Here is a 13,168-nt window from a genome sequence, read left to right as displayed (position 1 = left end):
TCTCTCTGATCCTGAATGAATGGTTAACATCCATGGGAAATCAGAGAGAGTTTTTGTGCGCCTAGCCTATAGAAATCTTGATTATTTTTCCGGGTTCGTCACAATACCTGCATGTGGATCAATATGACGCACAATGGATTTGAGCCAGATCATTTCAAGGAAATGAATCTCATAGTAGAGTGCTCCCGGAACGTGTTGGATCCAACCTTCAGCTACAGCAGGGTGTCCTGAATCTGCTGAAGGATCCAATGTTCCAGGTTCACGGCGCAGCCGTTTACGGATGGCTTTTTCAACTTGAGCGCTTTGTGTGGTTAAAATACATATTTTGCGCTTAGCTGTGAATCCGCGGAATGCAATATACACCATTTCATATGCAATGAGATAAGCAATTACCGAGTACATCGCTTGATCCCAACCGAAGACAACACCAGCGGCGGTTAGAATCAACAAGTTGAGCAGCATGATTATTTTTTCGATAAGCATCCGTTTCCCGCTAAATACACGTTCAGGTGGACGGGAGGACGGATCACCGATTTCCAGCGTATCCAGTGTCCCACCATACCGCACGACTAGACCGATTCCTAGACCGAGACATAATCCGCCAAACATGGCGGCAGCCAGGGGGTGCTCGACAAGCGGCGGCATGGGATGAAGCACAATGGCACCAATCGAAAAGACAACCAAACCCAGAACAGTGACCAGTACGAATTTCTTTTGCACGAGTCTATAGGACAGAAAAATAAATGGAACGTTGAACAAAAACAGGAACAAACCAATCCTCATTTCGGTCCAGTGGGCGAACAACGAAGAGATGCCTGTAATGCCTCCAATAATGATCTTATTGGGATGTAGAAACAATTCAAGTCCCACGGAGGCCAGAATTCCACCCGCTATTACAAACAATAAATTCAACATGCGACGGGCAGATGATAATCTGGTCTTGGCGGTTTGTGGCACCGGATTAGCCGATATCAGAGGTGCTTTCATAGGTCATCCTCCTTTGTGCGGCTTTCGTGCAATTCTCCCTGGGTTAATCACAGAAAGATCGGCGGTAGAGCCGCGATTACGATACGTTGTCTGTCTGAACAGACAAGGGGGTTACCCTTCTTTCTGTAAAACCTTCGGTTCTTCTTTCTTTTTCCGAGGATCCTTGAACTTGAATATTTTATCCAATAAACGGAATACATGTTTGGATTCTTTAGTTAATAAAGGACCCAGAATGGCCAGAATTAGGACATAGAGCGCGGCAAACGGTTGAATCATTGGCAACAGTCCCCCGGCTTTACCCATGTTGGCCAATATGATGGAAAATTCACCCCGTGACACAATGGTTAATCCAATATTCGCCGATGCTTTGGGAGATAGTCCTGCACTGCGTCCGGCCATCATACCTGCCAGGAAGTTACCGAACAATGTAATAACAACTGCAATCAGAGCTAACCATACGGCTTCGCCACCCAAGGACAACGGATCAATGGACAATCCAAAGCTGAAGAAGAAGATTGCTCCGAAGAAGTCACGGAACGGTAGAATCAAGTGCTCAATCCGTTTTGCGTGTTCTGTTTCAGCAAGCACCAGACCAACCAGTAATGCACCAATCGCTTCGGCAACATGAATGGTTTCAGAGAAGCCGGCTACCAGGAACAAGGCTCCGAATACAACGAGAGAGAATAGCTCATTCGATCGAATTTTAAGCAATTTGTTTAGTAGCGGTGTTGCTTTGCGTCCAAGGATAATCACGATAAGCATGAATCCGAGAGCAATAAGTGCGGACATGATGACGCCTCCGATGGAGGATGAATCACTAAGCACAAGTCCGGACAAGATCGAGATATATACAGCGAGGAATACATCTTCGAACATAATAATACCCAATATCATCTCTGTTTCTGGATTGGCCGTTCGTTTCAAATCCACGAGTACCTTGGCCACGATGGCACTGGAAGAGATGGTAGTTATACCTGCGATAATAAGTGCTTCTGCAACTGGGAAACCGGACATAAAACCGAATATTAATCCCAGCGTAAAGTTAATGCCGATGTAGATCGAGCCGCCAACTGCAATAGAGCGACCCGATTTAATTAAACGACCTACCGAGAATTCAAGTCCAAGGTAGAAGAGAAGGAACAGGATACCGATCCGGCCCATAAATTCAATAAAAGGCTGACTCTCAATAAAGCGGAAGTCCAGATGCCAGATTTTCATAGCATGTGGCCCAACAGCCATCCCGATCAGAATATAAAACGGAACGACCGAAAATCTTAGTTTTGCAGATAAAAGGCCGGCTGCCGCAATGAGCACAAGGGCCAGACCTACTTCGAATATCAAATGATCCATCTATTTACCCCCTTCCAGTCAGGAGGAGGGATTTAAACAGTTTCTGCTGATTGCGTTCGCCAACGGCTACTACCGTGGACTCTGCACTAATCACGACCTCCGGACCGGGGCTGATATGTTTTTTGTGATTCTTCTCAACAACGGCAATAACCGTTGCCCCTGAGTTTTGACGTACGTCCAGTTCACCAATTGATTTACCGATACATCCGTAGGATGGCTCGATTTTGTACCATTCAATAATCAGATCGTCAAACGTTACTTCAATATTTTCAAGCTGCTTTGGTTTATAGGTCAACCCACCAACGATGGCAGCAATCTGTCTTGCTTCATAGTCATCAAGTGTAATCATGGAGATGCTTTGGTCTGGATCATCGTACTCAAAATGGTACATTTCCCGGCGACCGTCATCGTGAATAATGACAATAATTTTATCTCCACTGCTCGTTTCAATCTGAAATTTCTTGCCGATTCCCGGCAAATCTGTTTCGCGTACATCCATGGATAGTATGCCTCCTTATATTGAGGGCTGGCCACAGAAGACAGGCTTATTTCCCGAAAATAGAATGAACTGTTGCGCTTAGGAACATTAAATGATGCGGGTAAACAGAGCCAGGGACTCCTGACACACAGCCTTGTGTTGTGAATTTTTAGAAGATGGGGATAACAAAATAGACGTTAACAAATAGGTGTTGCCAAATAAAACTGATCGATATCTAACATTTGCTAAAAGGATTAAAAGTTATGCACAAGCACACCGTCTCACAGACAGAGGTGTCTCCATGCAAAGCAACCTAAATTACGGTGTAACGGCTAGCTAAGAGCGTTCACGTAAATTGGTGCTATCGGGGTGGGAGATACATACATACTGGTGAATTTGATGGGTAGCAGAAATAATCTGCGTTTAAACAGACAAATCAACGGTTTAAAGGGTAGACGCGGTGTAGGAATTCGCAGCATTAGCAACAAAGCGAGCACAAGAAAGACAGGTTTGTTATGCGTGACCGCAATCAACTTCGACATGACTTGTGGGTATTTGCGAATGGCAGGTTTCTGCTGAGACTCCAAAGTGTGGACAAGCACTTCCTTGTTGGAAGTCGTCTCAACGGTTACCTCGACAGCGGATTCCGACTGCATCGGAATATGGAAGGACAACGCTTGGAATACGCACAAAATGATAATAAAGGCGTAACGGAGTATTCTTGGTTGTTGTCTCATTTTGGCTTCCCCCCTTTTCCGTGAAACATACTGTTATAAAAATAATAACACATTTTTGTCTTAACTCCAAACAGATTGATAATATACTGAGAAATCATGACACGCTTTCCATCAATCCGCTTCGTATATCCCTATCAGCCTTGCCATATACTTTGAACAGGAAGGAAAGGAGTGATTCTTATGGAACTGTTCGCCGTATGGACCGATGTATCAGGGCAGGAAGAAGCGGATCAATTTTATCGTTGTGTGAAGGAAAAAACCAAAGGTTTACATATAAGCAAAAGAGGATTTCGGCTCACCTTCAAACATAATGACGGAAGAGCGGCCTGGGTATGCAGAGGCAATGAGAATCACGCTGACTTCCAGCAGTGGTTGCCCCAGATCAGTGATTTGCTTGCCAACGGACTTGCAGATTTCATTATGGATACGCGTGAACGTATTATGGTGGAAGAGATGATCTCAAAGGCATGCTCAGTCATGGATGAACATGAGGTGGAGAAGGTAAACCGGATATGCATGCCTTTATTATTCAATGGTGACTTGGATCAGCCAGGACTGCGCGAGCGTCGCCGTAACACTTTGGCCAATGGATTGAAGCAGGATTTGGAAGAGGTGCATTTTTTTCATCTTGAAGGCATTCTTAATTTCCGGATTCGGCCATATAAGCAGGAACTTCACGAGCTGGTAGAATATGCACTGGATGAATTCTGGATGGATCGTCAATATGAAGAGTTTATGGGGCTGCTCAAATATTTTGTGTTCTTTCAGGAGGCGAAAGTACCTCTTGTGCATTTGATCCACAAAGGATTACATGAATTTCAAGTATTGGATGCTGCGCTTAATGTGCTGCCCGTACAAAAGGATGAACAGGTCGTCGTGGAGATGCCGGGGCTTGAATTGGAAATGGATATTGAAGATATGATCGTGAGTACGCTGATCTCCATCTCACCTGAAAAGGTCATGCTGCATACACGTACTCCAGATCTGCCTATCATCTCTACGATCCGTCAGATCTTTGAAGACAAGGTGCAATTATGCCATCATTGTCCTGAGTGTGAAGTCCTACGCTCCGGATTGTTGACAGGTCTTGACGCAAGTGATATCGGCAATTATAATAACTGTTGATCCATGATTTATTTGAGTTGTTATGGAACAATAAACAAAAGCGTTGACAAAGACAAGAACCATACGCACGGTCGGTGCAGAGAGAGGGAACCAGGCTGAAATTTCCTCCGGATGCCACGTTTGGTTTACCCCTTTGGAGCTGCAGTTTTGAAAATGGATATAAATATTGCCTCTATAATACAGGTAGTCATCCATGAGTAAGGATATGCCGGGTCATGCCCGTTACCGTCATGCCAATGAGGGCTGTACTTCCAATATGGATGAAGCAGCTGAATTAGGGTGGAACCACGAGAGTATACAACACTCGTCCCTTTGCCGGGACGGGTGTTTTTTGCGTTCCTTTGCAAAATTGCAGGAACAGCAATAGATTATCCATCCATGAAATACATGGACAGAGGTTGAATTTACAGGAGGAATGAGACAAATGGCAGTTAACATTAAACTACCCGATGGTTCGGTTCGTGAGTATGCCGACGGAAGCAGCATTGAAGATGTGGCCGCTTCGATTAGCAGCGGACTTCGCAAAAATGCCGTAGCCGGCAAACTGGATGGAATCGTAGTGGACTTGTCCACAACACTTCATGAGGGAGCATTGGTGGAGATCGTAACACTGGATTCACCAGAAGGTCTGGAAGTGATGCGTCACAGTACAGCTCACTTGCTCGCTCAAGCTGTGAAGCGTTTATATGGAAACAAAGAGGTTCATCTCGGCGTTGGTCCTGTCATTGAAGATGGTTTCTACTATGATATGGATCTGGAACAACCGCTCAATCCCGAAGATCTGCAAAAGATTGAGAAGGAAATGGAACGTATTGTTAATGAGAACTTGCCAATTGTACGTAAGGAAGTTAGCCGCGAGGAAGCGATCAAAATCTTCGAAGAAGTGGGCGATCCTTACAAGCTGGAATTGATTCGTGACTTACCAGAAGACAGTGTAATCACTATTTATGAGCAAGGTGAATTCTTCGACTTGTGTCGTGGACCACACGTGCCATCCACCAGCAAAATCAAAGTATTTAAACTGATGAATGTTGCCGGTGCTTACTGGCGTGGAGATAGCAAAAACAAAATGCTGCAACGTATTTATGGTACAGCTTTTGTGAAAAAAGCACAGCTTGATGAGCATTTGCACTTCCTGGAAGAAGCACGTAAACGGGATCACCGTAAATTGGGTAAGGAACTTGAAATCTTCACATTTTCCCAACTGGTTGGACAAGGCTTGCCAATCTGGTTGCCTAACGGTGCGAAGCTGCGCCGGACGTTGGAGCGTTATATCGTGGATCTGGAAGAGAGCCTCGGATATCAGCATGTATACACACCGGTGCTTGGTAATGTTGAGTTGTACAAAACATCCGGACACTGGGAGCACTATCAGGAAGACATGTTCCCTAAAATGGTTATGGACAATGAGGAACTCGTTCTTCGTCCAATGAACTGTCCTCACCACATGATGGTGTACAAGTCCAGCATGCACAGCTACCGTGATCTGCCGATCCGGATTGCCGAGCTTGGCATGATGCATCGTTACGAAATGTCGGGCGCGTTGACAGGTCTGCATCGTGTACGTGCGATGACGCTGAACGACTCTCACATATTCGCACGCCCGGATCAGATCAAGGAAGAGTTTGCTCGTGTTATTGAGCTGATTCAAACGGTTTATAAAGATTTTGGCATTCACGAATATCGTTTCCGTTTGTCCTATCGCGATCCTCAGGATACCGAGAAATACTTCCAAAACGACGAGATGTGGGAAATGTCCCAACGCATGCTGCGTGAAGTTGTGGAAGAACTTAACCTTCCATTCTATGAAGCAGAAGGCGAAGCGGCATTCTATGGTCCAAAACTGGACGTTCAGATCAAGACAGCACTGGGCAAAGAAGAGACATTGTCTACTGTTCAATTGGACTTCCTCTTGCCAGAGCGGTTTGAGCTTGAATATGTGGGAGATGATGGACAGAAACATCGTCCGGTTGTTATCCACCGCGGTGTAATCAGTACGATGGAGCGTTTCACTGCATTCTTGCTGGAGAACTTTGCAGGGGCTCTGCCACTGTGGTTGTCTCCTGTACAGGCGAAGGTTATTCCGGTATCCGGCAACTTCGACGACTATGCACGTGAAGTGGAAGCGAAGCTGAAACGTGCGGGTATCTCTGCTGAAGCGGATCTGCGTAACGAGAAGCTTGGTTATAAAATCCGTGAAGCACAGCTTGAGAAAATGCCTTACATGTTCGTCGTTGGTGAAAATGAACGTAATGCAGAGGGAGTATCTGTGCGGAAACGTGGAGAAGGCGATCTCGGCATGAAACCTGTGGACGAAATTGTAGCCCAACTTAAAGAAGAGATTGCAACAAGACTGGTGTAATCCTGAATTGTAGCTTCTATAATAAAGAACCGTTTAAATCGTATTGGAGTAAAATCCAATGGTTTAGACGGTTTTTTTGTTGTTTTAAGGTTTTCTGGATATCCGATTTAAAAGCCTTAATAGGTGAAAAGTATAGAATTTTTTCATTTTGGAAAACCTTTGCAGTAAGGGGGAGGTTCTATAATGAAAAAGCAATTCTTAATTCAGAAGAAAAACATAAGGTTCATCATCTCTTGCTGTGTGGTGCTCACTGGAATAGTCTTAGGCTTGAATCAGGCAGAAGCATATACCTTTGAAGAGGAAAATGAAGTCATGTATGTGGAGAATCGGCATAGCGAAACTTTAGGAGAGCTTGAAGGTGTACATTCAGAAGCGGCAGTTTATGAATACAGCGATCAGGCTCAACTCACTACTTTGGTCTATATGGGGTTTTTGTGGTCTCCACAGCCTATTGTTATTCCACGGCCGGAAGTTCCGGAGAAGCAGACCGGAGTTGACCCATCCATGCCGGTACTCGCTCCGCGTACAGAACAGGTGTTGGATACACACAAGGTGACGGCTACCGGATACACTGCAGGTGTGGAATCAACCGGAAAAGGTCCGAAACATCCTCAATACGGAATTACGTATTCAGGTGTAAAGGTGCGCCGTGATAAAGAAACAGTTTCGACAATTGCAGCTGATCCGAAGCTGTTCCCACTGGGTTCCATTTTATATATTCCCGGTTATGGTTACGGCATCGTTGCAGATACGGGCTCGGCGATCAAGGGCAATAAAATTGATCTTTATTTCCCTACAACAAAGCAAGTGTATAAAGAATGGGGCAAAAAGGACGTCGAAGTTCAGGTGATCAAACAAGGTGCTGGAAAATGCACTGAAAAAATGCTGGAAGAGTTATCGGAGGCCATTGATGTGTACAAATCTGTACCGGATTCATGGCTGGACAAGGCTGTATAATGATGATGAATTTTAATACATGAATAACGCACGCGCACTCTTCACATAATACTCTCTGGGGACGAACCCCGCGTTGCAGACATGCAATGTAAATATGAAGAGAGAGGTGATCGTCGTGGCTAAGAAATCTCAAGGTTCACAAACGCCAAACGAGAAGTACAATGCAGAGTTTGGAGAAGAGAATGCAGCAAGCAAAGTGAAACAATCGCACCAAAACAAAGTGAAGGATAACTTCCAAACACCTGATGAAAAATACAATGCTGAGTTCGGTACTGAGAACACAGGCAAAACACAAAAGTAAATCAATGCACAGACACCTTGGAGAATTTCTCCAGGGTGTTTTTAATATTTTACATAAATAACCTTCCGCCTCGGTCTGGAGACCGAGATCAATTCCATCTGCCGCCGCTGTTAACCAATCCTTGTCTGATGTAAACTGGATACAGAATACAGACAAAGGAGACATGAGCGATGAAACGATCTACGCGGGACCGCTGGTGGGTTGGCATTCCTCTTATTGCGATTGGCGCAATAATATTGTTCAGGCAATTGGGCTATGACATAGATATCGGATACATGTTCAGAACATATTGGCCGTTATTCTTGATTTGGTGGGGTGTAAAAGGGTTAACCGAAATTCGGCGTAATGGGAGTCATGCATTGATTGGACCGGCCATTGTACTGGCGATTGGTGGATACTTCTTGGCACGCAATCTGGGGTGGATTGATTATTCCATGGGCGAGTTCATTCGCTACCTAATTCCGGTAATGCTGATTGGTGGGGGATTGTTCGTTCTGATCGGACCTCGTCGTCGTGACCGGAAACATCATGACCAAGTGCAACCGCCTCCACCACCGGAGCCACCTTATAAGCCATTGTCCCCTGAGGACCTGGAAATGCCGTCTTCGTTTGATGAACAGTTCGAGAAAACATTTGGCAAACCGGAACAGGAACACAAGAATGATTCACATGGCTCATTCTATACAGATAAGGAAGACCCTAAAACACACGGACATCAACACCATCATAAACATCAACATCATCATCACAAGCATAAAGGTTACGGTTCAAATAAAAAGGGATATGGAACATTTGATCACGATGACCACTATGATGATGATCCGAATTACTATGGTGGCCATGGGAATACAATTAACAAATCGGCATTTATCGGTGATATGTATATGGGACAGGAAGTGTTCTCCCTGAAACCGATGAATATTTCGGCATTTATTGGCGATACGGTGATTGATTTGACGAAGGCGCAAATACCTTACGGTGAGACGAAAATTAACATTTCCTCTTTTATTGGGGATGTGAAGGTATTTGTTCCTGAAGATATGGATCTGGGTGTGACTGTGACGACAAACTCATTTATTGGGGACATGTCGCTGTTAAATCAAAAACGAGGCGGATTCCTAAGCAGTGCTCAGGCTGAAACGGCGCATTATCGCGAAGCAGGAAAAAAAGTACGGATTGTCGTTAGTGTGTTTATTGGAGATGTCAAAGTGAATAAGGTGGGTTAACGCATGATTCGAACGATTCTCAAAGCAAATAAGTGGGAACTGATGATGTATTTTGCGGTGACCGGACTCATTACTTTGGGCGGGTTTTACTTGCTGTACGGGGAAGTGCTAATGGGAACAGGGCGACAGCGTGCGTGGACCTATGTTGCTGTTGTCCTTCTGGCTACCGTAATCACGGGGTATATTGCTGCTTTGCGACTTCAACGTAAGATTGATCTACTGGATCTCAACATGCTGAAAGTGTCAAAAGGCAATCTTGCTGTTCGTATGCCTGAGGCAGATGATGCCTCATTCGGGCGGGTATATCAGGAATTCAATGTCATGATGGATTCGATTGAGAAAAAAATGAGATTGCTTCAGCGGCTCGGTGAGCAGGAAGTCATTGAAAAGGAACAGGCATCTGAGCGCGCTGTAATTGAAGAGCGTAAACGGATGGCAAGGGATTTGCATGATACGGTCAGCCAGCAGCTTTTCGCCATGCATATGTCGGCTTCCTCCTTACCACGTCTGCTGGAGATGAATCCCGAGCATGGCAGCAAAGTGCTGGATCAACTTATTCAGATGTCGCATATTGCCCAGAGACAGATGCGTGGGCTTATCGCTCAGCTTCGCCCAGTGGAGTTGGAGGGAAGGAATCTTGGCGAAGCGCTGGATAGCTGGTTCCCTGATTATTGCAGGCAGAATGGTTTAAAAGGAGTGAAAGAGCTGGAACTGGATGGCGGAATTTCCGATGCCATCGAGCACCAGCTGTTTCTTGTTATTCAGGAAGCGGTCGCTAATGTGGTCAAACATGCGGAAGCGGGTCTGGTCAGTCTGTCCATACGAGAGAGTGAACATCAGATCAGCATGAGCATTAGCGATGACGGTCAGGGTTTTTTGCAGCAAGCGGAACGGCCTGGCTCATACGGATTATCAACGATGCGTGAACGGGCAGAGAAGCTTGGGGGTCAGGTTCAGATTATATCGAAGCCGGGAGCGGGGACGACGGTGCGGGTATTCATCCCGAAATTCCCGAAAGAACCAGAGGGGGAAACAGAATGAGCGTAAAAGTGAATGTAATGATTGTGGATGATCATGATATGGTGCGAATGGGATTGAAAACGTATCTTATGTTGGAACCCACATTTCATGTGATGGGGGAAGCAAGTAACGGACAGGATGCATTGAATCAGTTACGCAAGCTGGGAGAAAACGAACTGCCTGACCTGATCCTGATGGACCTGATGATGCCGGTGATGAATGGTGCGGAAGCGACACAAGCGATCATGGCCGAATTTCCGGGCATGAAAATTGTGATGCTGACCAGTTTTCTGGAGGATGACCTTGTGGTACAAGCGATTGAAGCTGGAGCGGTCAGTTATGTGCTGAAGACGGTATCTGCTGAAGAGTTAATCTATGCTCTGCAAGGAGCATACCGAGGTATGCCTGTAATGACAGGCGACGTATCACAGGCATTGACCCGTGGTATCAGGCAGCGCACGGCAAGAGAGAACGAATCCGGCCTGACGGAACGGGAAAAGGAAGTGCTTTTGCTGATTGCAGAGGGCAAGACCAATAAGGACATCGGGGAAGAACTACATATTAGTATCAAAACTGTCAAAACCCATGTGAGCAATCTGCTGATGAAGTGTGAAATGGACGATCGGACACAGCTGGCAATTTACGCTCATCGTCAGGGATGGGTGAAGAATAAGGGTTAGAATGCAGATTTGGCGGGAAAAATGTTCTATAACAGCGTGCTTTTATCTCCTTTTTAATTGTTTTTAAGGTACGGTTAAGGTTTAAAGTACAAAATAAGGACAGTTAAAGAATATCTCTTGCGAAGAAGAGATTGGGAGGTAGAGAGGCATGGACGAACGTAATTACAGAGCGAACCGTCAAGACGAGGAAAATGAAACTAAACAAGCGGAGAATCGCAATTCATCCGGGACGGACGATTCCTCCTATTATTATTCTTATGGACCTTTTCAGTCCGTGAATCAGGAAGATACAGCAAGTCATAATGGGGAACATAATCTACGTGAAGAAGGAAATGTAGAGATTACAAGACCTGACCCCGTGAAGCCCGTACCTACTTACTACAGTAATTACAGTAACGAATCATCTGATCAAGCCAATACGTCCTCCAGAGGGGGCGGCGGCAATGGTTCAGGTGGCAACGGAGGAGATCAGGGAAACGGAGGCAAGAACAATGGCAATTGGAATTATAACAACCGTCGGCCACGTTCTTCCGTAAGATCGCTCCTGTTCTCTTTCATCGCCGGGATGCTGGTCATTACAGTGCTGATGTACACAGCGGACAGAACAAATATGTTTACACCACAGGAAGCGCTAACAAGTGCAGAAAATGAAAGCTCCAGTCAGTCATCTTCTCCTACTAACTCAGGCAGCAGCAATAACGTGACAGCGTCATTACTGCCAACGGGCAAAGAGGATGTATCCTCTGTAGTAACGAGTACAAGTCCGGCTGTCGTCAAAATCGAAACACTAGCGAAGCAGTCTTCACGCAGCAGCAGCCAGGGCGGTTCTACGATGAGTGATCCATTGTACCAATACTTCTTTGGTAATGGAAGCAATGGCGGAACAGATAGCTACCAAGGCCAAAATCAGCAGCAACAGCAACAAAGCAGCAATCAGTTGGTTCCACTCGGCATTGGTTCTGGATTTATTTTTGACAAAGAAGGCTACATCCTGACGAACCAACACGTGGTTCAAGGTGCAGATGTGATTCAGGTAACGCTGGAGAACAACAGCAAACCATATGAAGCGAAATTGCTGGGAAGCAGCTTCGACCTTGACCTTGCCGTATTGAAAATCGAGAAAAACAGCGGCGATGATGCTTTCCCTGTCGCTCCACTGGGTGATTCCAACAGCACACAAGTGGGTGAATGGCTTGTAGCTATTGGTAACCCGGAAGGATTTGAACACACAGTTACTGCAGGTGTGTTGAGTGCGAAAGAACGTACGATCAGCATTCCGGACGAAGAAACAGGCAAAACCCGTGAGTACAGCCACTTGTTACAAACGGATGCTTCCATCAATCCTGGTAACTCCGGTGGACCATTGCTTAACCTGAATGGTGAAGTCATTGGTATGAACGTTGCGGTTAGCGCGGATGCACAGGGTATTGGGTTTGCCATTCCTTCGAGTGTAATCTCGGATGCGGTTAAATATCTGAAAGAAAACAAAGAAGTTCCCAAAGAGCCCGTACCGTTCATTGGTGCATCTCTGATGGCCCTCACGCCTGAAGTGGCTAAACAGATGGGAACGGATATCACTGAAGGTTCAGTTGTAGCCAGCACGATCTATCAATCCCCTGCTTACCAAGCAGACCTGCGTGCTTATGACATCATCACAGGTGCTAATGGTACAGCGTACAGCACAAGTCAGGATTTGATTGATTTCATCAAGAAACAGGAAATCGGCAGTGAAGTGACACTGAATGTTGTTCGGGACGGCAAAAAAATGGATGTGAAACTCAAAATCGGCAACAAAAACGATTACGATACTACACAAACGACGGATCAACAACAGCAACAACAACCATAATGCTGAAACATGGGTTATAAAATAAGGTTTAGAAGAGCGGAAGGGTTCGAGGGCCCTTTCGCTTTTTTGCACTATATACGTTTGTACTCCATCAAG

General features: G+C 45.5%; 13 protein-coding genes. 9 read left to right on the top strand and 4 right to left on the bottom strand.

Annotated features, from left to right (window positions below; all coding sequences use genetic code 11):
* Positions 1-81: 81 nt before the first annotated feature.
* The 4 genes from CS562_RS07820 to CS562_RS07805 form a co-directional block, all read right to left on the bottom strand.
* Positions 82-987, bottom strand: a complete 906-nt coding sequence (locus CS562_RS07820; protein ID WP_076289902.1) for a YitT family protein — start codon at positions 985-987, stop codon at positions 82-84.
* A gap of 111 nt (positions 988-1,098) precedes the next feature.
* The gene (locus CS562_RS07815; protein WP_076289901.1) at positions 1,099-2,337 is read right to left on the bottom strand and encodes a cation:proton antiporter; all 1,239 of its coding nucleotides are present in this window, start codon (positions 2,335-2,337) and stop codon (positions 1,099-1,101) included.
* Between the two features lie 4 nt (positions 2,338-2,341).
* Complete coding sequence (locus CS562_RS07810; RefSeq protein WP_053780467.1) at positions 2,342-2,836, bottom strand: cation:proton antiporter regulatory subunit; 495 nt, start codon at positions 2,834-2,836, stop codon at positions 2,342-2,344.
* Between the two features lie 311 nt (positions 2,837-3,147).
* The gene (locus CS562_RS07805) at positions 3,148-3,552 is read right to left on the bottom strand and encodes a hypothetical protein (protein ID WP_099854842.1); all 405 of its coding nucleotides are present in this window, start codon (positions 3,550-3,552) and stop codon (positions 3,148-3,150) included.
* A 180-nt stretch (positions 3,553-3,732) separates the two neighbouring features.
* On the opposite strand from CS562_RS07805, the gene CS562_RS07800 reads away from it, so the two are divergent.
* The 9 genes from CS562_RS07800 to CS562_RS07765 all read left to right on the top strand — a co-directional run bounded on the left by CS562_RS07800 (position 3,733) and on the right by CS562_RS07765 (position 13,072).
* Entirely contained in the window at positions 3,733-4,677 is a 945-nt protein-coding gene (locus CS562_RS07800; RefSeq protein WP_076289899.1) for a putative sporulation protein YtxC, read from the top strand.
* Between the two features lie 193 nt (positions 4,678-4,870).
* Complete coding sequence (locus CS562_RS32860; protein ID WP_175383954.1) at positions 4,871-5,044, top strand: hypothetical protein; 174 nt, start codon at positions 4,871-4,873, stop codon at positions 5,042-5,044.
* 57 nt (positions 5,045-5,101) lie between these two features.
* The gene (gene thrS, locus CS562_RS07795) at positions 5,102-7,039 is read left to right on the top strand and encodes a threonine--tRNA ligase (RefSeq protein WP_064639432.1); all 1,938 of its coding nucleotides are present in this window, start codon (positions 5,102-5,104) and stop codon (positions 7,037-7,039) included.
* 183 nt (positions 7,040-7,222) lie between these two features.
* Positions 7,223-7,996 carry a 3D domain-containing protein gene (locus CS562_RS33705; protein WP_306553832.1) on the top strand — a complete coding sequence of 258 codons (774 nt, stop codon included), beginning with the start codon at positions 7,223-7,225 and terminating at the stop codon, positions 7,994-7,996.
* 115 nt (positions 7,997-8,111) lie between these two features.
* Positions 8,112-8,297: a hypothetical protein gene (locus CS562_RS07785; RefSeq protein ID WP_076290141.1), complete on the top strand. Its 186-nt coding sequence runs from the start codon at positions 8,112-8,114 to the stop codon at positions 8,295-8,297.
* 170 nt (positions 8,298-8,467) lie between these two features.
* Positions 8,468-9,523, top strand: coding sequence for a cell wall-active antibiotics response protein LiaF (liaF, locus tag CS562_RS07780; protein WP_099854839.1), 1,056 nt, complete (start codon positions 8,468-8,470; stop codon positions 9,521-9,523).
* Between the two features lie 3 nt (positions 9,524-9,526).
* A complete protein-coding gene (locus tag CS562_RS07775) occupies positions 9,527-10,564 on the top strand; it encodes a HAMP domain-containing sensor histidine kinase (protein WP_180287071.1) in 1,038 nt (345 codons plus the stop codon).
* Positions 10,561-11,223: a response regulator gene (locus tag CS562_RS07770; protein WP_099854837.1), complete on the top strand. Its 663-nt coding sequence runs from the start codon at positions 10,561-10,563 to the stop codon at positions 11,221-11,223. The genes CS562_RS07775 and CS562_RS07770 overlap by 4 nt, the downstream gene beginning before the upstream one ends.
* 148 nt (positions 11,224-11,371) lie before the next feature.
* Positions 11,372-13,072: a S1C family serine protease gene (locus CS562_RS07765; RefSeq protein WP_099854834.1), complete on the top strand. Its 1,701-nt coding sequence runs from the start codon at positions 11,372-11,374 to the stop codon at positions 13,070-13,072.
* The last annotated feature ends 96 nt before the right edge of the window (positions 13,073-13,168 follow it).

This window comes from Paenibacillus sp. LK1 (assembly GCF_002750415.1).
Taxonomy (GTDB): domain Bacteria; phylum Bacillota; class Bacilli; order Paenibacillales; family Paenibacillaceae; genus Paenibacillus; species Paenibacillus taichungensis.
This window is presented reverse-complemented; position numbering and strand designations above follow the sequence as displayed.